We start from the raw sequence: 23,512 nt of genomic DNA on the forward strand, positions 1-23,512 counted from the left end.
TGTCTATCGGTGATGCTGTCGATTCCACGTTCTCACCCCAACCCTGAACGCGCGCTGGTCTCGTCTCCCCCGAATCCTCCGCACCAAAAGCGCGTCTCGAAAGGAAGGCACCGATGCAGTCGTTGATGCGGAATGCGGTTTGCGCCGCCGTTCTCTGTTCGTTTGCGCTCACCCCGCCGGCCGCTTGGGCCGTGTGCGAGAGCCAGTCGGGTACGCCGGTCGTACTCCGGCCCGTCCGTGACTCGCGAATCATGCAGGCCCATTCGAGCGCGAACGATGGCGCCGCCGGATTGATTTGGCTCAAGCGGTCGTCGCACGTTCGCGGCATGATCGGGTTCGATCTCTCTTGTCACGCCGCAGCTACACCGGATCTCGAGTGTGCCGGTCTCGAAGTCTCGATCTACGAGGGGCTGCCTACGATCAGCGGGAGCACGTTCTCGGCCCACCAGATGACGGTGCCGTGGGTGGAGGGCAATCAGTCCTTCAACGAGTTCAGCCACGGCGGCGAGAAACTCGGCACGTTTAGTGGAACGGGCGCAGGCATGACGTGGGACTGTCGCGTCGATGCGGACGTTTCCGATGCGACTAGCGATCAATGCTCCGGGTTGGATCGGTGGGACGGTGCGGACAACTGCGGAGGAGGCATTCCCTGCTACGAGCTGCCGGGCACGACGGCGTTCTTCGCGAGTGATGAGCAAGAGACTCTCTCGTGGGACGTGACCAGCGGCGTCGTCGATACGTCGAGCGAGACGAGCTGGCTCCTGAAGGTGGCGGATGAGTCCGGCCAGTCCGGCTCGGTCAAGTTCTACACCCGGAACGGCGCGGAGTTCATGGCGGTCAACGAGCCCCTGCCGGGGGGCGGGGCCCGCTTCGATCACGCCCCGCGGCTCCTGCTCTGGGGCTCGGGCCTCGAGGCACCAACAGTGGCACTCGTCGCTCCGCAGGCCCTCTATGAGAGCAGCCCGGCGGATCTCCGGATCTCGCAGGGCGGCGCGGCCGTCGGCTCGACCGCGCGATGGCAGAATCTCACGACGGGCGACTGGGGTTGGATGACGGCGGAGGGTGGGTCGGACTGGATCGCGTCGGTTCCGCTCGAAATCGGTTCGAATGACATCGAGTTCACCGTCTACGACGGGTGCGGCACCGAAGGCAGGATCGTCGAGTCGATCGTTCATCAGCTCGGCGAGTTCTGCGGAAACGGTGTTGTCGAAGCGGGGGAGGAGTGCGACGACGGCAACACGTTGGACGGCGACTGTTGCTCCGCCGCGTGCGGTCGGGAATCGAATGATTCGTCCTGCCAGGATGGGGACGTCTGCACTGTGGGTGATTCCTGCAAGGCCGGCGTGTGCGAGAGCGGCCCCGTCCAACCAGAGGCCTGTGGCGGCGCGTTTCTCTGTTACGGCGCGAAGATCACGCGGAAGACGGCCGGCTTCGAGTCGGTCGAGGACGTGGCCCTGTCGGATTCGATCGAGACTGGGCTTTTCGACGTGAAGAAGGTCTCGAAACTCTGTGTGCCCGGAGACGTGGATGGGGAGGGCTACGCCGACACGAACGTCTTCGGCGTCGGGTACGTGACGAAGAAGGCGCCGTCACAGCCGGCCCATGTGTCGATCAAGGGCATCGTCGCGACGGACCGCTTCGGCACTCTCACGCTCGACACTGTGAAGGTCGATCACATGATCGTCCCGGCGAGCCTAGGGATCGGATCCGCGGCGGCTGCGCTGCCGAGCGGCAAGGCCGACTCGCGCAAGTGCTACCGAGTCGGGACGGCCCAGGGCAGCGATTTTCCCACGGGCGTCCAGGTCCGCGTGGAGGATCCCTTCGAGGAGCGGCTCTACAGCGTAAAGCGGCCGTACCGTCTCTGCACGCCCGTCGACGTTGTCGGTGCAGGAGTGACGAACTCCGCGGCACATCTTCTCTGCTACAGGATCGGCCGCCTCACCGGCGAGCCCAAGCACGACAAGGTTCAGAGCCTAATACACGTCACCGACGACTTCGGGACGCTTCAGCTCGACACGAAGCCGGAATCCGAGCTCTGTGTGACGGCGGAAGTGCGGTGAAGACGGTGGACTACGACGGCGGTGCGTCGCGCGTGCCGTCGGGGGCCAGGAGGTCCGCGACCAGGTCGTAGTCGGCCGCCTGGGTGACGATAGCGCGGCGCACCTCTCCGGGGTGCGCCGTGCCGTTTGCCAGCACGATCTTGCCGTCGACTTCGGGCGCCTGGCCCCACCAGCGCCCGTCGAGCAGGAACTCGCTCTCGTCGCTCTGGCCGTCGACGAGGACGTCGAGTTCCCGACCGATCAGAGCGTGCGCGCGTTTTCGGCTGATCGTCCGCTGCAGCGTCATCAGTTTCCGCTGGCGGGCCTTGGCGACTTCTTCATCGACGAGGTCGTCCATCTCTCCGGAGTGGGTGTCTTCCTCGTGCGAGTAGAGGAAGACGCCGACGTGATCGAACTCGGCCCACCGGACGAGGTCGCACAGCTCTTCGAAGTCCTGTTCGGTCTCGCCGGGGTGACCCACGATGAAGGTGGTGCGGAAGACCATGTCGGGGAGGGCTTCGCGCAGGCGCTCGATCACATCGTAGACCCGGCGGCCGCCGTGCCCGCGCCGCATCCGCTTCAACATCGAATCGCTCGCGTGCTGAAGTGGCATGTCGATGTACGGGAGCACGTTGGGGTTCGATCGGAGCGCTTCGATCAACTCGGGAGTGAGCGTTTCGGGATAGAGGTAGTGCAGGCGCAGCCAGCGCAGTCCGTCGACCGCGGCGACCGCGTTCACGAGTTCGGCGAGGGTCGGGCGCTCGGCGCGATCGCGGCCGTACGCGATCGTGTCCTGGCTAACGAGGTTCGCTTCGACGACCCCCTGCGCGACAAGCGACCGGACCTCGGCGACGACGTCGTCGACGGGCCGTGAGCGCTGCTTGCCGCGGATGCCGGGAATTGCGCAGAAGCTGCACGTTCGATTGCAGCCTTCGGCGATCTTCACGTAGGCGCTGTGGCCGCTCTGCGTGAGACGGCGCGGGTCGGTGGCGCGGATCGTGTAGTTGGCCGGGTTTCCGACCATGAGTCGCTCGCCCTTGTCGTCGAGGATTTCGCGAAGGCGCAGCATGTCGCTGGAGCCGAGGAAATGATCGACCTCGGGCATGTCGCCCGCGAGCTGCCCGACATACCGCTGCGAGAGGCAGCCCGACACCACGAGTCGCTCGCAGGCGCCTTCGTCCTTGTAGCGGGCCATCTCGAGGATGGTCTCGACGGACTCCTCCTTGGCGGGTCCAATGAAGCCGCATGTGTTGACGACGATCACTTCCGCGGCGGAGGGATCTTCGACGACTTCGAAGCCCGAGGAATCGCTCACCCCGAGCATGATCTCGGTGTCGACCCGGTTCTTGGCGCAACCGAGCGAGATGAAATGGATCCTGCGAGTCACCACGTTTTATTACCCGTTGGGTGGGGCGCCCGCCACGAGAGCAGTGGATCGTGTGCCTGGCCTGGGCTAAGCGGCGGTAGGGAGGACGCCATGGCAGAATCGAAACCGCAGCCCATCTCGGCAAGCCAAGAAAAAGTCGCAAGCGTGTTCATCCGGTGGATGACCGCGGCCAACACCTGGGTCTACCGGGCGACTGGCGGGAAGCTCGGGAACAAGTTCATGCGGGGCGCGCCCGTGTGCCTGATCAGCACGACGGGTCGGAAGTCCGGGCAGAAGAGAACCGTCGCGTTGATCTTCCTGCAAGACGGGGAGGATGTGATCCTGGTCGCGTCGAAGGGCGGCATGGAGCACCATCCGCAGTGGTACCTCAACATGGAGGCGAACTCGGATGTGGAAGTCGAGATGGGTACGACGGTCACGCCGATGAAGGCGCGTCGCGCTTCGGACGACGAGAAGGCGGCGTACTGGCCGAAGCTCGTGGAGGTCTATCCGGACTACGCGGACTACCAGGCACGGACGACGCGCAATATTCCGGTGATGGTGTTGTCGCCCTCGTGAGCGGCCGGGTCGAATGCTGATCGTCTGCGTTGCGGCCTTTCTTTCGGCCGGCCTGACCCTGTTCTCGGGCTTCGGCTTGGGCTCGCTGCTCCTGCCGGTGTTCGCGATCTTCTTTCCGATCGAGACGGCCGTCGTCGCGACGGCCCTCGTCCATCTCGCGAACAACCTCTTCAAGGGGGCCCTGCTCGGCCGATTTGCGAACATGGGTGTCGTGCTCCGGTTCGGGGTGCCCGCCCTTCTCGCCGCTGTCGTCGGAGCGTATCTGCTCGATGCTCTCGCCGGTGCCGAGCCCCTCACTACGTGGCAGCTCGGCAGCCGTACGTGCGCGATCACGCCGGTGGGGATCGTGATCGGACTTCTCGTCGTCGGGTTCTCCGCGTTCGAGTTGCATCCGGTCAGTCGTTCGATGGGATTCGAGGTGCGCTGGATGCCGGCTGGCGGCGCTCTCTCGGGATTTCTTGGAGGGTTGTCGGGCCACCAGGGAGCGATGCGCACCGCCTTTCTGATTCGGCTCGGAATGAGCAAGGAAGCGTTCCTCGGCACGGGGATTCTGTGCGCGATTCTCGTCGATCTGGCCCGCCTCTCGACCTACGCGGCGCTCTCGGGTGGGCCGCGCTTCGGCGAGGTCGCGGGGCAGACGTCGCTCGTCGTAGGCGCGACGGTGAGCGCGTTTGCGGGAAGCTGGGTCGGGCGCCGGCTCCTGCCGAAGGTCGAAATGCAATCGATCCACCTCCTGGTGGGGGTGTTGCTCGCCGTACTTGGGCTCGCGATCGCCGTCGGGATCGTCTGAGGGTTGTTTTGGGCCGCCCGGTCCGTTGGAGAGTGGGTATGTCGGGTCCTTTAGTCACGACTCCTTCGGGGAAGATCGAGGGCACCGATCTCGGGCACTGCCTCGAGTTCAGAGGCGTCCCCTTCGCGGCGCCACCGATCGGACCCCTTCGGTTCCGGGCACCCCAGAAGCCCGAATCATGGACCGGGGTCCGAAAGGCGACCGCATTCGGGGCCGTCGCGCCCCAGAACGACGCGATGTCGGTGGTGGTTCGTCGCTTCCTCGGCGGTGCGACCGTCCAGAGCGAAGACTGTCTCTGTCTAAACGTGTGGACGCCCGCGGCAGACGCCGGCCGCCGACCCGTTCTCGTCTGGATCCACGGGGGCGCGTTCACGCTCGGCTCCGGTGGGAACGAGCTGTACTCCGGCTCACGGCTCGCTCGGCGTGGCGACGTGGTCGTCGTGACGATCAACTACCGGCTCGGCGCCGTCGGCTTTCTGAACGCGGATGGGTCGTTCGGGAAGGACAACGGCATCGTGCCGAACGTCGGGTTGCACGATCAGATTGCCGCGCTGGAGTGGGTACGCGATCACATCGGCGCGTTCGGTGGTGATCCCGAGCGGGTTACCGTCTTCGGCGAGTCGGCGGGGGGCATGAGCGTCGGGACGCTCCTCGGCATTCCGGCGGCGCAGGGTCTCTTCGAGCGCGCGATTCTTCAGAGCGGCGCAGCGCACAATGTGTCAACGGAGGCGAAGGCTGCCGAAGTCTCCCGGCTCTTCCTCGAGGAGCTCGGCGCGAACGGCGCGACCCCGGAGGCGGTGCAGAGCGCGCCCGTCGCAGCGCTCCTCGCGGCGCAGGGTGCGATCGCGGATCGCCTCGGAGTGATGCTCGGAGTCCTGCCGTGGCAGCCGAGTGTCGACGGTACGCTGGTCCCGGAGTCGCCCTACACCGCAATCGCGTCCGGGCGGGTCCGGCCTGTGCCGACGCTCATCGGAACGAACAAGGATGAGTGGCGGCTGTTCTTGATGGGGGATCCACGCCTTCGCACGCTCGACGAACCGGCCTTCGAGCGCCGGGTTCGCCGTACGCTGGAAGCGGTCGTCGGGTCGAACGACGAGCGGCTCGCGTTGAAGGCGGTGGCGCGGTACGGGCCCGCGCTGGGCACGCCGCTCCAGCGATGGTGTGCATTCCAATCCGATCGGGTGTTTCACGCGCCGGCCGCGATGTTGGCCGAGCGGTGCGCGGCGTCCGGCGCACCGGCCTATACGTACCGATTCGACTGGGTGCCGCCGATGGTCGGGGCGTACACCGGATCCTTCCACGCACTCGAGATTCCGTTCGTGTTCGGTACTCTTCGCGGCGGCTTCCTGCGCGCAGTCCTCGGCGCGACGGTGGACGCGCGCAGCCTGTCGAATCGGATGCAGCAGTCTTGGCTGTCCTTCGCTCGCGACGGCCGGCCGGCAGCCGACAACCTGCCGGCGTGGGAGTCCTTCACGACCGAGAATCCCCGCACGATGATTCTCGCGCCGGGGTGTGGGGTTCGCGAAGATGTGCACGCGCCGGCGGTTCGGTTCTTCGGCCCCCTCCTCGACGGCTGAGCTCGCCTACTCGGCGGTGCTGACGAACAACAGCGGAGGCGTCACGGCCCAGCGCATCGCTCCCGAAATCGTCAGCGGTTTGCCGGGAGGATTCGACTCGATCGCCTCGGCTCTACCTTCGGTGAGGATCGCGGCTCGGTTCACCTTCAGCTGACGGATGACCCCCGCGTTGGCCGCGGGCCCGCTCCAGACAACGAACGCGAATGCGAGGAGGACGACGCTCCGTTCGGCGGGAACGAAGGCTCGTTTCGTCATGGGAATCTCCTACGTGCAGTTTGGGAATCGGCTCAAACCCGAAGGACATCGAGGTACTCGCGCACGACTTTCTCGAGCCCGACGAACAGAGCACGGCTCATGAGGGCGTGGCCGATCGAGACCTCGTCGAGGTGCGGCAAGTTGCGGAACAACACGAGGTTCTCCAGGTCGAGATCGTGCCCGGCGTTCACGCCGAGCCCCAGTTCATGGGCGCGCTGCGCGGACTCGACGTAGCGTGCGAAGCTCCGTCCGCCGGCGTCGCTACTCTCGGCCGCAGCGTGCGCGTGCGGCTCCGTGAAGAGTTCTACCCGATCTCCACCGGCGTCCTTTGCCCAGGCGATGGCTTGGGGGGTCGGGTCGACAAAGAGACTCACGCGCATTCCGGCGGCCTTGAGGTCGGCCACGACATCGTGAAGCGCGGTGTCGGCGGGCCAGCCCGCCTCGCTCGTGACCTCGCCGGGCTTCACGGGGACGAGCGTGACCTGGTGGGGCTTCACTTCGTGCGCGAGTTCCAGGAAGTCGGGCCGCGGGTCACCTTCGAGATTGTACTCAATTTCGTCGCGCCTCGGGGCGAGAAGAGCCGCGATCTCGCGAACGTCGGTCGGCGTTACGTGGCGCTCGTCGGCACGCGGGTGGACGGTGATCCCCCGTGCGCCGGCGGTCAGGCACGTGCGAACCGCCTCGAGGATGTCCGGGACGCTGCCGCCTCGCGAATTGCGGAGCGTCGCGACCTTGTTCACGTTGACGCTCAGTCGAACCACGCTTCGAGAGGTACACGGAGTTCGGCGCGCGTTGCAACTTTCGAAGCGCGTTCCCGGCGCTCCGCGCGGCTAGGAAGCGACCTGCTGAGCCTCCTCGCGCGTTTTTGGAATCCGGCCCGTGCCCAAAATCGCGACGAGGACCACCACGACCATCACCACGTTGACCAGCGCGATTCCCGTCGACAAGTCGCGTCCGAGACGTGTGGCGAGCGCGACGATGCCCCCGCCGACACCAGTGCCGAGTGCGATGCAGAGCGTGTATGAGAGCTGTAGCGCGGCGGAGGCGCGGCCCTCTTCTCCTTCGCGCGCGCATTCGAGGATCACGAGAGCCAGCGTGGAATAGGTGATGCCCATGCCCAGAGCGGTTACTCCCCAGGCGAGCCCGGCCGCCCACAGGGGAATGCTTGGTACGAGGATCGCGCTGGTTCCGGCCACACCGGCGCCGATCAAGAGGAATCCGAGGACCACGAGGCTGCGGCGGCTGCGTCGATCCGTCTCTCGAGCCTGGATCCAGGCGCCGGCGGTCCACGTCAAAGTACCGATCGTCAGGGGCAGGCCCGCGATCGTCGCGGGCTGGTCGCGTACGCCGCTGATCGCGAGTGGCAGAAACGCTTCCGCGCCGAAGAATGCGAATCCGGTCAGGCCGATCAGGGCGACGGCGGCGCCGAGATCGGTTCTTGCGAGCAGAGTGCCGGGAGGGAGGAGCCGCCGAGCGGCGGGGACGCCGAGGAGAAGACCGCCGAGGGCCAGTGCGGCGGCTGCCGCTCCGTTGCTTCCTTCGAGGCCGCCCATGAGGAGCCCGGCGCCCAGAGTCAGAAGGAACGCATCTCGCGTTCGGTGCTCGCCCGTTGCGACGGGCTCCGCCGTCGTGTCTGCGCCCCTGGCGAGGCGCTGCATCGCCGGTGCGGCAATCGCCGCTCCGACGGCGGTGGCGGGTGCGAGCCCGAAGAACACCCAACGCCATCCGAACACGTCGGTCACGAGACCGGCGAGGGCGGGGCCGACCAGTCCGGGGATGACCCACGCACTCGAAAGCAATGCGATCATGCGGGGCCGCGCTTCCGGAGAGTAGCCTCGACCCACGGCGACGTAGCTGACCGAGCCGATCGCGCCGGACCCGAGTCCCTGCACGAAACGCGCGGCGACGAGAAGGGGCATCGTGGGCGAGGCGCCCGCGCCGATCAGGCCGCCGACGAACACGGCCGCGCCGGCGAGGAAGGGAAGGGCGGGGCCGCGACGATCGGCGAGAGATCCGCCGGCCGTGATGCCGATCAGGCTCGACAGCATGAACGCACTGAAGGCCCATCCGTAAAGCGCGAGCCCGCCAATCTCATCGACGGTCGTCGGGAGGACGGTCGCGACGGCCAGTGCCTCGAAAGCGGTGAACGCCACGGTCGAGAGCAACCCGATCGTGAGGCCACGATGGGCGCGGTCCCACACCTCTCCCGCCGCAGCCACCAGGATTCCCTACATCCGGAGACGCCGGATTGCTCACTCCGCGCAGCCGAGAACCGACTCCGTCATCGCCTCGCTCAGATCGGCGATGAACGATCCGCGGTACCGGGGGCTCGAGTCGATGAAGACGACGACCACCAGTTCCTTGCCGGCGCGCTCCCGTACGATGCCGGCGTCGGCGATGATGCGCCCGAACGTTCCGGTCTTCGATTCGACGGTCATCGATTCCGCACAGCGCTTCGCGCCGCCCGCGATTCGGTGCGCGAGATAGCGCTGCTTAGCCGGATCCCGGTCCATCCGGCGACGGACCTCGGCGGAACTCCCCACAGAGAGCGCGCGATTGGTTGCGAGGAGCCCCAGGAGCTTCGCGGTCTCGACTGCGGTCATTGCCTGGCGGTTCGAGAATTCACCGGAGCCGGAGGGCAGGCCGCCTTCGATGCTGGAGTCGGTCAGGAGTTGGCGGTCGCGCCCGTGGAGATCGCCCCCGCCGTCGTACGTCGGGTGCATGCAGTGCAGGTCGTCGATGCCGATCTCCGCGAGCCACCGGTTCACCGAGAGCCGCTTGTCGCGGAACTCGCGGTACGCCTCCGGACTCAACGCCGGACCGGCTTTCGTGTCGGTCAGGCGGCGCACGACGGTCTGCGTCGCCTTGTTGCTGCTCGCGTAGATCATTCCGCGCAGGGCACGGTCGAAGTCGGGATCGATCTCGAGCCGCCCCTGGTCCACCCAGGCGTAGGCGGCCATGAGGTAGACGAACTTCACGACGCTGGCTGGATAGACAGGGGTATTTCCGTGTCGGTGCGCGATACGCGGCCCGCCCTGGGCGTCGAGGTCGATCACAGCGACGCGGAGGCTGGCCTCAGATAGGGACGAATCCGCCGCCACGAGACGGTCGATGGCGCGATCCAGGTCGGCCTGGAGGGTCGCCTCGGGCCGGATCGACTCGAGCCACGCCTGGTTTTCGGCGGCGCCGGCCGAGACGGCCGTCAGGATCAGGAGCCCCGCGAGCGATCGCACGGCACGCGGACTGCACGGTCGCCTTCCCACGTCCGTAGTTTTCGCCGGAACCGTAGAACGGTCAAGCCAAGCGACGTTGTTCCGCTCCCCCTGTGCGGATAGAAGGCTAAATCGTGGCCATTAAAAGAAATCGGTTCGTCGTCGCCCTATGGGCGGGTGTGCTCTCCATCCTCGTTTTGTTTGCTCAGCCGCATGCCGTCGGCGCAGCGGTCGGACACGGGGCGCAGCTCGATACGGCGACGCAGAAGGAGCTGAAGCGGAGTTTTGCGCTCTGCTTGAGCAAGAAGAAGGGGCCGTACTCCCCCAACTTCTGCGTCTGCCAGGACGGGGCGAAGAAGCCGGTCCAGTTGCCGGGCGGCCGGATCGTCAGCCCCTGCGGCACGACGGCGAAGTTCTGCGCGGCCTATCGTACGGATTGGGCGCAGGCGCTCGCGAAGCACCGGATGTACATCGCGAACATCTTTTCTCGGGATCTGGAGGAGTGGGACAAGTTCCCCGATCACCACGATTTGGTCCGCGGCTACATCCTCGAGAAGTTCTTCATCGACACTCATCCTGAACACAAGCTCGCCGAAATGCGTGCGTACGGTGGCCTCTCGGGTGCGGAGTACGAGGCACGCGACGCGCCGTTGTTCGCCGAGCGCTACCTGTCTGCCCCCTCGTTCGACGATGACCGACATCACCTGCTCGCCTACGAGTTGCAGCGTCGTTTCTTTGTGCGCGACGATCAGGGGCAGATCCAGACGATCCGAAACCTCGCGAGTCGTACGTACGCGGCCGACCGGAAGTTCAAGCCGCTGCGCGACGCCACGCACAACCAGGTCTCAGCCGCTTTGCTGCCTCGCCTCGAGGCCTACCGAAAGAAGATGCCGGCAGGCGCGGCCCGCAACGACGTCGATACGCTGATAAAGGAAATTCGGAAGCTCACCTCGCTAGACGAGTCCGTGCTGATCCCGCAGATCAAGGGCATTCAGGATGGCTCGGTACGGGAGACTCTCCAGGAGACGCTCCCCGGGAAGGACTCGGGCCCGGTCGCTCAGATCAGTGGGCTCGCCAAGATCATGGTGGAGGCGCGCGAGGCTGTGCGCGCGGCCGAGGTGACGCCGGCGGATCGGCGCCGGCTGCTCGACATCTCTGTCACCGCGTCTGCGGTCATTCAGCGACGTGGTTCCGATCTTCTCGGCGCGAACGTGCCGCTCACGGTCCGGCAGGATCTCGAACTCCTCGCGGCTCTCACGGATGCAGCATACGGCGCCGGGCTCCTCACGGGTCGGGAATGGAAAGCCGCGATTGAAAATCTGCGCGGCGCGGCCGACGAGAGCAGTCTCTCCCGCGAGGAACTGCAGCAAGTGGTTCGCCGGGCGAAGCGCGTCGTGGAGTGGGCCCAGACGGGTGTAATGCTCGCGTTTGAAGAGGTGCTCGGGCCCTGGACGTTCCTCCTGCCCTCGACGGCGTTCATCGCCGATGACGTTCTTCGCGGCTCGCCGCTGTTGCTTTACGCGGGCTTCCTGGATCGGCTGGAGACTCATGCTTCGGGTACGGAGCCGATCCGACACCGGGTGTTCGGTGAGAACGTGAGCTCCGACATCCGTGCTCTGAACCCGGGACTGGCCGTCGGCACACTTCGCATCAACCCCAAGGCCGGGACCTACTCGCGTGAGGAGATCGTCGCGCTTCCCGAGACGCCGCCGGATCTGCAGCCCGCGGCGGGCATCCTCACGCAGGGCGAAGGCAATGTCGTCTCCCATGTTCAGTTGCTCGCGCGTGCACTCGGCATTCCGAACGTGGTGCTCGGCGCGGGGCAGTTCAAACAGCTTGCGCAGTATGAGGGGGAAGAAATCGTCCTGATCGCGACGCCGGGCGGGCGCGTGCACATCGAGAAGCTCGCTGAGATCGACTCGGCCGAGCAGGCGGTGGTCGCGGAGTTCGGCAAGAGCGCGGAGCGCTCGTCCGATGGTTCGCTCGGCGCCGAGTCGAAGAAGCTTCACATTGATCGCGAACGACTCGACATTTCCTCGGCCGCTCCGCTGCCTCTTTCGGACATGCGCCGGAAGGACTCGGGCGTTCGTGCAGGCCCCAAGGCGTCGTTCCTGGGCGAGCTGCGCTATTTGTTCCCGGACAACGTCGCCCGGGGTGTCGTCGTTCCCTTCGGCGCCTACTACGCACACTTTCAGGCGGCGCAGGTCTCCGTGCCGAAGTCGCTCGCCGGGAAGGGCATTGCGCAGGCGGGTGAGCCGCTGCCGACGTTCGTCGAGGCGACCTACGCGAAGTTCTTCGGCGAGATGATTCCCGCCGGTGCGTCGGAGAAGGATCTCTCGGCCTGGATTCGTCCGCGACTCGAAGTGATGCAGTACTCGTTGCAGGAGTCGCCGCTTGCGCCGGACCTGAAGACGGCCATTCGGGATCGGCTGAAGGAGCAGGGGCTCCTCGATCCCGCCGACCCGTCGCAGACGGTTGGCTGCTTCGTCCGAAGCGATACCAACGTCGAGGATCTCGACGACTTCAACGGGGCGGGCCTGAACCTGACTCTCTTCAACCTCCATTCGCTCGACGCGGTTTACGCCGGCATCAAGGAAGTCTGGGCGTCGCCGTTCTCGTACCGCTCCTTCTCCTGGCGTCAGACTCTGATCGACGAGCCGATGTGGGTCCTGCCGTCGATCGTCATCCTCGAGTCCATTCCTTCGGAGAAGTCTGGCGTGCTCGTGACGGCCGATATCGAGACCGGCGACCAGACGAAGATGCTCGTGGCGACGTCCGAGGGCGTCGGCGGGGCCGTCGACGGGACTCCGGCCGAGACTCTGCTCTGGTCCGACGACGGGATCGAGTTGATCACGATGTTCAAGTCGCCGTGGCGTCGCCTGCTGCAACCGGGAGGGGGCAGCAAGGTCGTACCGGCGACCGGCAGCTCCTACGTCCTCTCAGAAGACGAGCTGGAGGATCTGATCGATGCCGCGCAGAAGATAACCGAAGAGCTCGAGCCGGCGTTGGACTCCGGCGGCAAGCCCATGCCGTGGGACGTCGAGTTCGGATTCGCCGACGGACATCTCTGGCTCTTCCAGACGCGCCCGTTCGTCGGAAACGAGGAGTTGAAGAACATGCCGGCCCTGGCCGCCCTCGACGGTGAGAAGCCGGGTGGCTCGGACACGATCTCGCTCGAGGAGACGCTTCGATGAAGAGAGTCACATTCGGAATCGGGGCGGGGGCCCTCCTGGCACTCCTCCTCGCGCCGGCCCCGTCGCGTGCCGATGGGGTGGGGGGCGACGAGATCGATCTCTATCCGGTGCGCAAGAAGGGGCAGCTGGAGGAACCTCCGGCCTACGGGGTGCCGTACGACAAGTATGAGCCTTCGTTCTACACGGGCTTTGCGCCCCGTTCGCTCGAGCCTTCGCGCGTCCACTTGCACCTCGGGCGGGGCAACCAGCTCCGCGTGACGGAGGTCCTCTCGGAAGAGGTGATCGACGATTACGTCCGTGACCTCGCGCATCGGCGCACGACGTACGGGTCGCTCGCAGAGAAGAAGCGCATCGTGCTCACCCAGAACACGTCCTTTGACGAGTTCGAGACCCGGCTGGGCCAGGTCGACATCGGCGGTCTCGTCGCACAGGAGGCGAGTCTCTCTGCGGAGGCGATCCGCGCGCGCAATCTCGCGCTCATGGCGAAGCTGAACCCGGGGCGGGTCTTCCGGATCGACATGCCCACGTCGGATCTGGTCCGGCGCTGGATGAAGCGAGTGCGGCCGGAAGACGCGAAGGGCATGAAGGAACGCCGCCGCCTCCAACTGCTGAACGGTCTCTTACCAACGCGTCTGTGGCACGCGAAGATCGACGGCACCACGACGAAGGAACTGAGGGCGCTCGTGAAGAGGGCGGTGAGCGACGGCGACACGCCTTCCGCCGACGTGACGACCGCGTACCTGAAGCTCCTCGCGCGTGTGAGCGGCGGCATGTACCCGCAGGTGGGCGATTCCCTTCAGTTCGTCGAGTTCACCGCGATCTACCCGGTAGGGAGCTTCAACGAGTTCACGGAATACCGCGGGCGGAAGATTCCGATGTATCCGACTCCGGGTCGCCGCGCGCTCACGACCCATCAGCGGACGAAAACGGTCGACCACATCCCTGACAAGGCCGTCTACGGCTACTTCCCGTGGATCCCTTACATGCACGTAGGCGACAAGCTCCACAATTCCTTCCACACGCTGTGGTGGAAGATGGAGCCGCCGAAGACGGACTTCTTACCGTCGGATTGGCATGACATCGACCGCGGCCGTCGCGGCGACGGCGACTATCGCTACCTTTGGCTTCTTTCGCGCGGCCCAATGTCTCACGGTTGTACGCACGTGAACGCCGGTCACATCTCGGAACTTCGTCAGGTGATGCCCTCGGAGGCCAAGCGGCTCTACGAGATCGACACGTTCCTCAACAAGTCACACCTCTATGACGTCTTCGACATCGATGGCGATGGAACGCCCGAGGTCATGGGAGTTCGGTACTTCATCGCGTTCTCGCTAAAGAACAAGAAGGCGCACAAGCTTCGCGTGAGGAACGAGCGCAAGGCGTTCTACGATTGGCTGTATGGTGGCGAACTTCTCTACCGCGAAGATGGGACGCCGTACTTCAAGTCGGCTCGGGACGGCCAATTCGTCGGCCGTACGGCGATCGATGGCTTCGAGTACGACGACATCAATCTCTACGAGGCGGAGTACGAGGCGGAGCGAATCCAGTTCTATCGGATGATCGACATTGGCTTCGCCCGTGAACTTCGGAAGGTTGGAGTGCGCTACCCGTTTCCCGAGAACAAGGCCGGCTGAACCGCGCCTCGATGCTGCAAACGGCAACGAATCTCTTCCCGGTCTGGGTCGTAATCGGGGGAGGGCTGGCGCTCGTCCATCCTCCCCTCTTCACCTGGTTCCGAGGCCCCCTGATCGTCTGGGGGCTCGCGGTGATCATGCTGGGGATGGGAATCACCCTCTCGTTCGCGGACTTCCGCCAGGTTCTGAAGGTTCCTCGGCCGGTCGCACTCGGCTTCGTGAGCCAGTTCCTCGTGATGCCGTATCTCGCGTGGGCGATCGCGCAGGCTCTATCTCTCGACACGCCGTTTGCGGTTGGATTGATCCTGACCGGCGCGTGTCCCGGTGGTACCGCGTCGAACGTTGTGACCTACATCGCGCGTGCGAACCTGCCGCTGTCGGTTCTCATGACGATGTGTTCGACCATGGGCGCGATCGTCCTGACGCCGCTCCTCACGAAATGGCTCGCTGGAACGATGGTGCCGGTTGACGCCTGGGGGCTGTTCCAGAGCACGGTGCAGGTCGTCCTCCTGCCCGTTCTTCTCGGGATTACGCTGAACCATTTCGCCCCGAAGCTCGTACGGGTCGTGCAGCCAGCGTCGCCGCTGATCGCCGTGGTTGCGATCGTCCTGATCGTCGCGAGTGTCATCGGGCAGAGCGCAGACGCGATCCTCGGATCGGGATTCAGCCTGGTCTCCGCGGTGCTTCTGCTCCACAGCGGCGGCTTCGTGCTGGGGTACATGCTCGCGAAGTTCTTTGGCTACGAAGAGACGATCCGCCGGACTGTTTCGATCGAAGTGGGCATGCAGAACTCTGGCCTCGCGGTCGTACTGGCGCGATCGCACTTCGCGAACCCGCTTACGGCCGTACCCGGTGCGATTTCGAGCGTCGTGCACTCGGTCCTGGGGAGCTATCTCGCTGCGCGGTGGCGACGCTCCGAGTGAGTCGATCGCGTCGGTGTTCGGCTACTGCCGCAGGAGCCCACTGAACAGCGCCGCACGCATCGTCTTGCACGTGTTCGTACAGTGCACCGTCTCGCCGGGAGGCATCTCGATTCCCTTGGGGTGCTCGACGCATCTTGCCGTCCCCGCCTGGAACGCCTTCCGGCCGAGCGTCGCTCCCTCGCACTGAATGCAGCCGCCGCCGCAGAAGCGCGTGAGTACGACGTGCGCGTCACTGGGAACGGTGTACGCCGTCACCGATCCCGCCGCGGGGACCAGCGTCGTCTGCTCGAGGACGCGGTGGTCGAGGGGGGAGAACATCTTGGTTCCCGCGAAGGCCGGAAGCGCGGTGAGAGAAACGGCGGCGCAGAGAACGAGGCGAGAGAGCGGGGATCGCACGAATGAAGACTCCTTTTGTGGGGGGTGCTGTGTGTTCGAGCTACGCCGAATGGCGAAGTTCCAGGCGGGAAGCGCACACTCTGGGGGCGGTCCTGGGTTCAGTCAACGGGGCTTGGCCCCGATTCCTGAAGACTTTCCGAAGGTACGACCTTTCGACGGGACCGCATTGATCGCTTGGGGCTGCGTATCCTATGCTCCCGACTGTGACTTGCTCTCGGTACATGGTGTTGGCGTTGGCACTCGGGATCGCGGCATGCGGCGATTCCGCTTCGACCGGGAACTCTCCCGCGGCGCCGCCGTCCGAGCCGGTACCGACCGCGGAACCCGCACCGGTTCCCACGCCCGCACCCGCTCCGCCGTCTTCGGCGAGCCTCACGCACGACTTTGGCGACTACGTGCTCGGACCGGGGCAGGAAGTCGGGTCGCAGTGCGTGTCGTGGACTCTCGACAACGCAGAGTCTCTGTGGGTGAGCGCCGTGACTGTGAGCAACTCAGGCGCCTACCACCACTCGAACTGGTTCGTGGTCCCCGAGACGACGTTCCCCGGGGAGGATGGCTACTTCCGTTGCCGCGATCGCGAGTTCAGCGAGCTTGGCGCGGCCGTCGAGGGCACGGTGCTGTTCGCGCAGTCCACGCAGTCGCAGCTCGAAACTCAGAGCTTCGTTCCGGGCGCGGTGATCAAGGTGCCGCCGCACCACAAAGTCGTAGCCGGTATCCACATGCTGAACCCGTCTGCGCGCGAGATCACGACACAGTTTCGGATGACTCTCGAGCTCGCCCATCCGCGTGATGTCGAAGTCCTGCTGAAGCCCTTCCGTATCAGCTATTACGCGCTCGACATTCCGGCGAACAGCGAGGCGCGGTACACTGCGGAGTGTGATCTCGAAGCCCTCGCGGAGACGGTCACCGGGCGCCCGCTGGATATCAAGCTCTACTGGGTGCTTCCGCATTACCACTACAGCGGGAACTACTTCCGTGCGGAGTTGATCGGTGGCGAGCGTGACGGGGAGCTTCTGCACACGATCGATCGCTTCAATGCGGAGGCGAACGGCAAGATGTTCGACCCACCCGTCGACCTGACGGGTGCGACCGGTATTCGCATGACTTGTGGTTTCCGCAACCCCACCGACGAGGAAATCGGCTGGGGCATCGGCGACCAGGAGATGTGCGTCATGCTCGGCTTGGCCTCGGGTGACGTGCTCATGGACGCCTGGGTCGACGAGGACACGCACGGTGACGACGGCGTGGACGACGGAATTTTCCGCCGAAGCGGGAACTGCGAAGGGCTCGCCGTTCCGTCGAACGCGGCCCAGGTGCCGCCGACAGACGCTGAGATGCAGAGAGCGCTCTACGTTCCCGAGTCGAAACCCTCGGATGTAGACCTACCGCCGGTGCTTCTGTGCATCGATGCCTCGCTGGGCGCGTCAGCGGAAGCGCCGGTCACGTTCCAGAGTATCCGCGACACGGTCCTCACGCCGAGTTGCGCCTTCTCTGCTTGCCACGGCGCCGAGTCACCCGTTGCGGGGCTCGATCTCGAGACGGATCCGCACGAGGCCCTCCTCACGCGCAGTGTGACCTCGGCCCAGACTGAGATGCCGCTGGTGATGCCGGGTGATCCGTCGAACAGCTGGCTGTATCGACTGCTCTCGCAGTGTGAGCCCACGGATGATGCGGGTAACGTGGTCGCGTCGATGCCCCGGAACGCTCCGAATCTTCTCGACGACGCGGTCATCGCCAAGGTGCGCGCGTGGATCGAAGCCGGCGCTCCCAACGACTGAGGTTAGACCGATGGATCTGAAGACGCTTCATCTGCTCATCCGCCCGGACGCGTCCGGTACCGAACATCGCGTCGGCCGGTTCTGGGAAGACCAGTCGGTCGCCCTCGTGTTCCTCAGGCACTTCGGTTGACTGCACTGTCGTGAACATGCCGCGCAGTTGCGCGAGCGCTACGAGGAATTCCGCGGCAAGGGGAGCGAGGTCGTTGCGATCGGAACGGGCGACGTCCGCTACGCAGAGGACTTCGTCGCGAGCGAGAACATTCCGTTCCCGGTTCTCGTGGACGATGATGGTGCGGCGGCCCGAGCGGCGGCGGTGAAGGTCTCCTCGTTCATCGGGTTATTCCATCCTCGGACCTGGGGCCCGACGCGCGAGACGATGCGGCGTGGCTACGGGGTCCACAAGGTGGGCCAGCGCGTGACGCAGTTGGGGGCCAGCTTCGTGATCTCGCCCGGGCCGGCGCTCCAGTACGAGCACATCGACCGCGACAGCACGGATCACGCTCCCATCGACGAGTTGCTCGCTGCGATTCCTCAGCGGGGCTGATCCTCCGAATTCCGGTTGCCCCGAAGCTCGCGACATACGAGGATCCCTGGGCCCAATGTCCTCTGAACCCGCTCTGTTCTCCCTCCGTGTTCTGACGCAGTTCGCGAACGACGTCCGCCAAGACGAGTGGGACGCCCTCGTGGGGGACGAGTCGCCTTTCCTCGAATGGGGATGGCTCGCCTCTCTGGAGGACGCCGGGTGCGTGGGTGGCGACACCGGTTGGAGCCCCCAGCACCTCACGCTCTATCAGGCCGACCGGCTCGTCGGCGCGTGCCCGCTGTACTTGAAGACCAATAGCGAGGGGGAGTTCGTCTTCGACTACGCGTGGGCGAACGCCGCGCACCGGGGCGGGATCGAGTACTACCCGAAGATGCTCGTCGCGGTGCCGTTCACGCCGGCCACCGGGATTCGGTTTCTCGTTGCGCCCGACCTCGACCGCGCGGGGATCATCCGGGCCTTGGGCAAGGCGCTGCGCGATCTGTGTCACGAGAACGAGATTTCCTCGATCCATGTGAACTTCTGCAACGAGGACGAAGCCGCCGTTCTGGCCGACGTCGGCTTCATCGAGCGCAGAGGGTTTCAGTACAAGTGGCGGAACCACGGTTACGAGTCCTTCGAGGACTACCTCGGTGCGCTTCGGCACAAGCGTCGGAAAGAGATCAAGCGCGAGCGACGCATCCTCGGCGATCAGAAGATCGAGATCCAAGCGCTCGTCGGAGACGATATTCCCGACGAGATGTTTGCCGAGATGTATCGTCTCTATCTCACCACCGTCGACAAGTACGCCTGGGGACGACGCTATCTGTCTTCGTCCTTCTTCGACATGTTGCGCGAGCGGTTTCGCAAGAACCTGTGCTTCCTCGTCGCCCGGCAGAACGATGAGGTGATTGCGGGCACGTTCAACGTCCAGAAGAGCGGAGCGCTCTACGGGCGTTACTGGGGCACGTACGAGGAGGTGCGGCATCTCCATTTCAATGTCTGCTACTACGCGACGATCGAGCACTGCATCGCGTCCGGCCTCGAACGATTCGAGCCGGGGGCCGGTGGCGAGTTCAAATGGCTGCGCGGCTTCGACGCGGAGGAAACGCGCAGCATGCATTATCTACGCGACCCGAGGCTGGGTGAGGCCGTCGGTCGCTTCCTCGAGGAGGAGCGCGAAGAGGTTTCGCGAGTGATCGATGCGATGGGCGAGCGCAGCCAGCTCAAGCCGCGACCGAACTCCTAGGGCAGGGCTCAGAAACCGCCGTCGAAGCCCCCGCCGTCGAAGCCTCCACCGTCGAAGCCTCCGCCGTAACCCCCGCCGTAACCCCCCGCGTCGGGCATGCCCATCGAGGGCAGCGTAACCGCTTCGGGCGGTGGGCTGGGGAGGTTCTCCGGCGGGAGGTCGATGTCGGGGTTGCCGCCGTCGCCGACGTAAACCGGGTAGCCGTACCCGTACCCGGGATAGCCATACCAGGGGCTCCCAACGCGGACCCCGCCGTACATGTTCGGCCCGCGCCGGTATCCGGAGCACGCGGAGACGACGGTCGCGATCAACAACATCGACAAACAAACACGAAACGTAATCATCGCGGATCTCCCTTCGGTGCTTTGGATTGAATTCCGATCGCGCCGCCCTCGGGATCCTGAATCACCGCTGTGTTTTTTGACTGGAGCAGAACTTTGCCGCCGAGTTGCACGGCCTTCCGCGCCGTCGCGGCGACGTCCGCTGTTTTCACGTACGGAAGCCAATTCGCCTGGACTTCCTTCCACGGGAGTTTCACGAGGCCAGCGGTCGCCACGCCATCCTTCACGAGCAAGTGCTGGGTCGAACCGTCACGCTTTTTCACGGTCTTCACCTCGAGCCCGGCAACCTTCTTGTAGAAGCGCGCCGCGCCTTTGAGGTCGTGGGTCCAGAGGTCGGCCCAGAGGAACTCGCCGTCTCGCACGGGAGATGCGGCCGGGTCACCGCCCGAGGCCCGTAGGAGGACGACGATCGCGTGGTCGCTGTCGGCAACGACGGAGACGCGACCGCGCTCGGGAGCTTCCTGAGGTTTCATGAGCACCCGCCCCAGCGAGCTCTTGGCTTCTTGGGAGGCGCGGTTGACGTTGGGCACGGAGAGGTAGGTGAGCCAGATCGCTTCCGCCTCGTTGTCCTGCTCGTCTCGCTCGATCATTCCGGCCACCGGCTCGTCACCGAGAGAGATCGACCGATAGTCGGGGTCCGTCGTCTTCTGAAACGTCCATCCGAACAGCGGGCCGTAGAAGGCTTCGGCTTCTTCGAAGTCGGCGGTCAGCAGGTCGATCCAGACGATCCGGCCCGGCGTGTGCGCGCCGCTCGCCGAGGGGAGCGCGGGCATCGTGGGCGGTTGAATGTCGCTGCAGCTCGCGACGAGGACGAGCGCCAAGACAGCGAAGGTGGCTTGTAGGCGCGGCGGACGTTCTGTGCGGATGGGCTCTCCCATCCGTCGACAACTAGTGGGCAAAGCCGCTCGCCACAACCTTAGAATTCTCTCGGGGGGCTGATTCGAGCCAATTGTAGGCCCCGGCGGGGAGGAGGAGATCAGGACCGGTAGCTCTGATGAAGCGCCTCCGCCTCGGCCCTCTCGAGTTTGCCGAAGTACAGGATCGCCTCGTGGCACGTGACCACCACGTGGGTCCACTCGTTCGACGAAATCGGGGTCGGGCTGAACATCGTCACCATCGTTCCGTCTCGACCCAGTTGGTAGTCGAAGCGCGCGTACCCGTCGCCGCTGAGCTCCAGGTTGTACGAGAACTGGAAGGGTGTTCGTTCGTGATGGAGGGAGAGGTCTTCCTCCTCCGGCGAAGAAGATCCCGCGGGCCTTGTTGAGCGTGTTTTTCGCCGCGTTGGACCGAGCGAGCGCGAGGAGAGCGAGAACGGCGGAGCTCATGCTGCAGCCGCCGAGCCGTCGCGGGTCCACTCGATCAACCGGGCCACGGTTCATGCGGGCGGCGGGATCGCCCGGAATCGGTCACGACGCGGCGCGGTCCCGTGAACTCCTTCGGCGTTCATTTCCGGTGCACCGCCGCACATTGGGGCGATTTCGGGACTTTTTTCAGCCCAGATAGGCGCAGAGGTCGGCCTCGATCAGGTCGACCGACTCGTTCCAGAAGTCGGGCCTCTCGAGGTCCACGCCGAGGTGATCGCGGGCCACCTTTTCGGCGGGCGCGCTGCCGGTCGACCGTAGGATCGCCTCGTACGTCGGGAGGAAGCCCGGCCCCTCCCGCTTGGCCCGCGCGAAGATCCCCAGGCTGAACAGGTACCCGAAGGTATAGGGGAAATTGTAGAAGCTCAGACCCGTGATGTAGAAGTGCAGCTTCGACGCCCAGAACCAGGGGTCGAGCTCGTCTTCGGCGAGCGCGTCGCCGTACCAGCTTCGTTGGGCGTCGAGCATGAGTTCGCACAGGCGGTTCGCGCTGAGTTCCCCGTGCGCCCGTTCTTCGTAGAGTGCGCTCTCGAACTCGAAGCGCATCGGGATATTGAGAAGGAACGCAGCCGCGTCCTGGAGGCGCCCGTCAAGGACCGCACGCTTGTCGCTTTCGCTCGCGGCATCGTCGCTCAGCACGGCGTCGATCACGAGCTGTTCGGCGAACGTCGAGGCGGTTTCCGCGAGCGTCATCGGATAGACGCGAGACCAGGGCTTCATGTCGCGCATGACCCAGGAGTGCCACGCATGTCCGAGCTCGTGGGCGAGAGTGGAGACGTCGCCCAAGGCACCGTCGTACGTCATGAAGACACGCGATTGACCGATCACGGAAGACGACGAACAGAAGCCACCCGGGCGTTTGCCGACGCGCGGTTCCCAGTCGATCCACTTTTCGTCGAACGCCTTCACTGCGAACCTTGCGAGCTCCGGGTAGACGCGGTCGAAGGAAGCCACGATCCGCTCGCGGGCTTCGTCGAAGGCGACCCGGGTCGCGGGTTCTCCCGGCGCGGGCGCCTCGAGATCCTGGAATCCGAGGCGTTCTCGCCCCGCGCGGCGCGCCTTCTCGCGTAGGAAGCGGCGCGGGATTTCTGCCCGTTCGCGCGCGACTCCGAGCATCGCTTCGAGGGTTCGTTTCGACACCGAAGAGTCGAACAGAGCCGGGGAAAGAAAGTGCTCGATTCCGCGGCGCCGGTAGAGCGTGAGTCGGGTGCCGGAGATCGCGTTGAGACAGGCCGCCGTCGTGCTCGAGACGCTCTCCCACGCGGTGTTGGCGCCGCGGAGAGCGGCGCGCCTCACGTCGGGGTCGCCGTTGCCGAGGAGACTCCGGGCGCGGGACACCGGCAGACGCTCCGTCGGTCGGCCGGGAACCTCGAGGTCGAACTCGAGGGTGCCCGAAACCTGGTCGTAGAGACGCCCCCAGGCGGACAGGCCGGTGACGTCGAGGTCGGCGGCCAGCGTTTCCAGGTCCGCATCCATACTGAAGCGCGCGCGGTCCCGTGTTCGCCCAAGGAAGTGCGCGATCGGGGTGAGGCGCTCCGTCTCGAGGAGGGCATCGAAGTCCGCGTCGGCCGTGTCTCGGAAGACCGCGCGAAGCCGCACGAAGATCTTCTCGAGTTCGGCGCGCGAGGCGGCGAGGGCCGCGGTGGCGCGCTTCACGTTGTCGTCGCGGGCGTCTGCGGCGCCGAGACAGCCGAGGTACGAACCGAGATGGCGGTGCCGAGCGAACACGTCCTCGAGGCGCTCGAGGATCTCCGTCCAGGCCTCGTGGGTCGCCGGGCTGATCGCATCGGCACGGCCGACGTCGGATTGCAGGGTGTCGACGTCGATCGCGAGGTGATCTCGGAAGGCGGTGTACTCCGCTCCGCCGAACGAGGCGAAGTACGGCGTCATGTCCCAGTTCGGTTGGACGGTCACTGGGGCACGTCGGCAGGTTGTTCGAGGTTCGCGCGATCGAGCAGGGTCTGCACTGCGGTCCCGAAGCCGTGGGCGATCTGGTCGATCTCGGGGACGAGTTCGGTGTAGCCGAGGGCGCCGAAGTCGATGAGGTTGCGGTAGGTGATGACGGTGAGGTTCAAAGCGCCTCCGTCCATGATCGGGCCCATGGGATACATGGCCTCTGCGGTCGCTCCGTTTGCGTAGAGCGCAAAGGGCGGTCCCAGAACGTTCGAGGCGACGAGGTTCAGGGCGGGAGGGTGGTGGTCGGCGAGATTCATGTCGGAGTATACGAGCATGCCGCTTTCGACGAGGCGAGGTCGCGGCGGAGGCTTTGGGCGCAGGCTGCGACCCCGGCGAGACCTC

At 65.4% G+C, this 23,512-nt stretch carries 20 protein-coding genes and 1 pseudogene; 10 read left to right on the forward strand and 11 right to left on the reverse strand.

What is annotated here, in order from left to right; translation table 11 throughout:
• Positions 1 to 113: 113 nt before the first annotated feature.
• Positions 114 to 2,060 carry a hypothetical protein gene (locus tag P8R42_28005; GenBank protein ID MDG2308441.1) on the forward strand — a complete coding sequence of 649 codons (1,947 nt, stop codon included), beginning with the start codon at positions 114 to 116 and terminating at the stop codon, positions 2,058 to 2,060.
• A gap of 46 nt (positions 2,061 to 2,106) precedes the next feature.
• Here the strand turns inward: P8R42_28005 and rimO are convergent.
• Positions 2,107 to 3,429 (reverse strand): annotated as a pseudogene (rimO, locus tag P8R42_28010) (30S ribosomal protein S12 methylthiotransferase RimO).
• A gap of 87 nt (positions 3,430 to 3,516) precedes the next feature.
• On the opposite strand from rimO, the gene P8R42_28015 reads away from it, so the two are divergent.
• From P8R42_28015 to P8R42_28025, 3 genes are read left to right on the forward strand one after another with little or no spacing between them, the layout of a single operon-like run.
• Entirely contained in the window at positions 3,517 to 3,984 is a 468-nt protein-coding gene (locus P8R42_28015; protein ID MDG2308442.1) for a nitroreductase family deazaflavin-dependent oxidoreductase, read from the forward strand.
• A 13-nt stretch (positions 3,985 to 3,997) separates the two neighbouring features.
• On the forward strand, positions 3,998 to 4,774 hold the full coding sequence (locus P8R42_28020; protein MDG2308443.1) for a TSUP family transporter: 777 nt from the start codon (positions 3,998 to 4,000) through the stop codon (positions 4,772 to 4,774).
• Between the two features lie 38 nt (positions 4,775 to 4,812).
• Entirely contained in the window at positions 4,813 to 6,351 is a 1,539-nt protein-coding gene (locus P8R42_28025; protein ID MDG2308444.1) for a carboxylesterase/lipase family protein, read from the forward strand.
• A gap of 6 nt (positions 6,352 to 6,357) precedes the next feature.
• Here the strand turns inward: P8R42_28025 and P8R42_28030 are convergent, their stop codons facing one another.
• The 4 genes from P8R42_28030 to P8R42_28045 form a co-directional block, all read right to left on the reverse strand.
• Entirely contained in the window at positions 6,358 to 6,606 is a 249-nt protein-coding gene (locus P8R42_28030) for a hypothetical protein (protein MDG2308445.1), read from the reverse strand.
• Positions 6,607 to 6,638: 32 nt separating this feature from the next.
• Complete coding sequence (locus tag P8R42_28035; GenBank protein MDG2308446.1) at positions 6,639 to 7,367, reverse strand: pyridoxine 5'-phosphate synthase; 729 nt, start codon at positions 7,365 to 7,367, stop codon at positions 6,639 to 6,641.
• 69 nt (positions 7,368 to 7,436) lie between these two features.
• Positions 7,437 to 8,825, reverse strand: coding sequence for an MFS transporter (locus P8R42_28040; GenBank protein MDG2308447.1), 1,389 nt, complete (start codon positions 8,823 to 8,825; stop codon positions 7,437 to 7,439).
• Between the two features lie 33 nt (positions 8,826 to 8,858).
• Positions 8,859 to 9,839: a serine hydrolase gene (locus P8R42_28045; protein MDG2308448.1), complete on the reverse strand. Its 981-nt coding sequence runs from the start codon at positions 9,837 to 9,839 to the stop codon at positions 8,859 to 8,861.
• Between the two features lie 113 nt (positions 9,840 to 9,952).
• Here P8R42_28045 and P8R42_28050 point away from each other — a divergent pair, with 113 nt between their 5' ends.
• From P8R42_28050 to P8R42_28060, 3 genes are read left to right on the forward strand one after another with little or no spacing between them, the layout of a single operon-like run.
• Positions 9,953 to 13,012 carry a PEP/pyruvate-binding domain-containing protein gene (locus tag P8R42_28050; protein MDG2308449.1) on the forward strand — a complete coding sequence of 1,020 codons (3,060 nt, stop codon included), beginning with the start codon at positions 9,953 to 9,955 and terminating at the stop codon, positions 13,010 to 13,012.
• Positions 13,009 to 14,646: a hypothetical protein gene (locus P8R42_28055; protein ID MDG2308450.1), complete on the forward strand. Its 1,638-nt coding sequence runs from the start codon at positions 13,009 to 13,011 to the stop codon at positions 14,644 to 14,646. The genes P8R42_28050 and P8R42_28055 overlap by 4 nt, the downstream gene beginning before the upstream one ends.
• Before the next feature lie 11 nt (positions 14,647 to 14,657).
• Complete coding sequence (locus P8R42_28060; protein MDG2308451.1) at positions 14,658 to 15,569, forward strand: bile acid:sodium symporter family protein; 912 nt, start codon at positions 14,658 to 14,660, stop codon at positions 15,567 to 15,569.
• Between the two features lie 21 nt (positions 15,570 to 15,590).
• Here the strand turns inward: P8R42_28060 and P8R42_28065 are convergent, their stop codons facing one another.
• The gene (locus P8R42_28065) at positions 15,591 to 15,965 is read right to left on the reverse strand and encodes a hypothetical protein (GenBank protein MDG2308452.1); all 375 of its coding nucleotides are present in this window, start codon (positions 15,963 to 15,965) and stop codon (positions 15,591 to 15,593) included.
• Positions 15,966 to 16,168: 203 nt separating this feature from the next.
• Here P8R42_28065 and P8R42_28070 point away from each other — a divergent pair, with 203 nt between their 5' ends.
• The 3 genes from P8R42_28070 (at position 16,169) to P8R42_28080 (ending at position 19,512) form a co-directional block, all read left to right on the forward strand.
• The gene (locus P8R42_28070; GenBank protein MDG2308453.1) at positions 16,169 to 17,743 is read left to right on the forward strand and encodes a hypothetical protein; all 1,575 of its coding nucleotides are present in this window, start codon (positions 16,169 to 16,171) and stop codon (positions 17,741 to 17,743) included.
• Between the two features lie 130 nt (positions 17,744 to 17,873).
• Complete coding sequence (locus P8R42_28075; protein ID MDG2308454.1) at positions 17,874 to 18,287, forward strand: peroxiredoxin-like family protein; 414 nt, start codon at positions 17,874 to 17,876, stop codon at positions 18,285 to 18,287.
• Between the two features lie 55 nt (positions 18,288 to 18,342).
• Positions 18,343 to 19,512 carry a GNAT family N-acetyltransferase gene (locus P8R42_28080; protein ID MDG2308455.1) on the forward strand — a complete coding sequence of 390 codons (1,170 nt, stop codon included), beginning with the start codon at positions 18,343 to 18,345 and terminating at the stop codon, positions 19,510 to 19,512.
• An 8-nt stretch (positions 19,513 to 19,520) separates the two neighbouring features.
• Here P8R42_28080 and P8R42_28085 read toward each other — a convergent pair whose 3' ends face one another.
• From P8R42_28085 to P8R42_28105, 5 genes are all read right to left on the reverse strand, one after another.
• Positions 19,521 to 19,856, reverse strand: coding sequence for a hypothetical protein (locus tag P8R42_28085; protein ID MDG2308456.1), 336 nt, complete (start codon positions 19,854 to 19,856; stop codon positions 19,521 to 19,523).
• The gene (locus tag P8R42_28090) at positions 19,853 to 20,731 is read right to left on the reverse strand and encodes a VOC family protein (GenBank protein ID MDG2308457.1); all 879 of its coding nucleotides are present in this window, start codon (positions 20,729 to 20,731) and stop codon (positions 19,853 to 19,855) included. The genes P8R42_28085 and P8R42_28090 overlap by 4 nt, the downstream gene beginning before the upstream one ends.
• 98 nt (positions 20,732 to 20,829) lie before the next feature.
• Positions 20,830 to 20,970, reverse strand: a complete 141-nt coding sequence (locus tag P8R42_28095) for a hypothetical protein (GenBank protein ID MDG2308458.1) — start codon at positions 20,968 to 20,970, stop codon at positions 20,830 to 20,832.
• Between the two features lie 373 nt (positions 20,971 to 21,343).
• Complete coding sequence (locus tag P8R42_28100) at positions 21,344 to 23,128, reverse strand: M3 family oligoendopeptidase (protein MDG2308459.1); 1,785 nt, start codon at positions 23,126 to 23,128, stop codon at positions 21,344 to 21,346.
• A complete protein-coding gene (locus tag P8R42_28105) occupies positions 23,125 to 23,445 on the reverse strand; it encodes a WS/DGAT domain-containing protein (protein ID MDG2308460.1) in 321 nt (106 codons plus the stop codon). The genes P8R42_28100 and P8R42_28105 overlap by 4 nt, the downstream gene beginning before the upstream one ends.
• Positions 23,446 to 23,512: the final 67 nt, after the last annotated feature.

The sequence above is a fragment of the Candidatus Binatia bacterium genome (assembly GCA_029243485.1).
GTDB lineage: Bacteria > Desulfobacterota > Binatia > UBA12015 > UBA12015 > VGTG01.

Coding starts and splice junctions, on each gene's coding strand:
- P8R42_28005 (MDG2308441.1), top strand. CDS start 114: ATGCAGTCGTTGATGCGGAATGCGGTTTGCGCCGCCGTTCTCTGTTCG.
- P8R42_28060 (MDG2308451.1), top strand. CDS start 14,658: ATGCTGCAAACGGCAACGAATCTCTTCCCGGTCTGGGTCGTAATCGGG.
- P8R42_28080 (MDG2308455.1), top strand. CDS start 18,343: ATGTCCTCTGAACCCGCTCTGTTCTCCCTCCGTGTTCTGACGCAGTTC.
- P8R42_28020 (MDG2308443.1), top strand. CDS start 3,998: ATGCTGATCGTCTGCGTTGCGGCCTTTCTTTCGGCCGGCCTGACCCTG.
- P8R42_28030 (MDG2308445.1), bottom strand. CDS start 6,606: ATGACGAAACGAGCCTTCGTTCCCGCCGAACGGAGCGTCGTCCTCCTC.
- P8R42_28095 (MDG2308458.1), bottom strand. CDS start 20,970: ATGGTGACGATGTTCAGCCCGACCCCGATTTCGTCGAACGAGTGGACC.
- P8R42_28025 (MDG2308444.1), top strand. CDS start 4,813: ATGTCGGGTCCTTTAGTCACGACTCCTTCGGGGAAGATCGAGGGCACC.
- P8R42_28105 (MDG2308460.1), bottom strand. CDS start 23,445: ATGCTCGTATACTCCGACATGAATCTCGCCGACCACCACCCTCCCGCC.
- P8R42_28055 (MDG2308450.1), top strand. CDS start 13,009: ATGAAGAGAGTCACATTCGGAATCGGGGCGGGGGCCCTCCTGGCACTC.
- P8R42_28015 (MDG2308442.1), top strand. CDS start 3,517: ATGGCAGAATCGAAACCGCAGCCCATCTCGGCAAGCCAAGAAAAAGTC.
- P8R42_28090 (MDG2308457.1), bottom strand. CDS start 20,731: ATGGGAGAGCCCATCCGCACAGAACGTCCGCCGCGCCTACAAGCCACC.
- P8R42_28085 (MDG2308456.1), bottom strand. CDS start 19,856: ATGATTACGTTTCGTGTTTGTTTGTCGATGTTGTTGATCGCGACCGTC.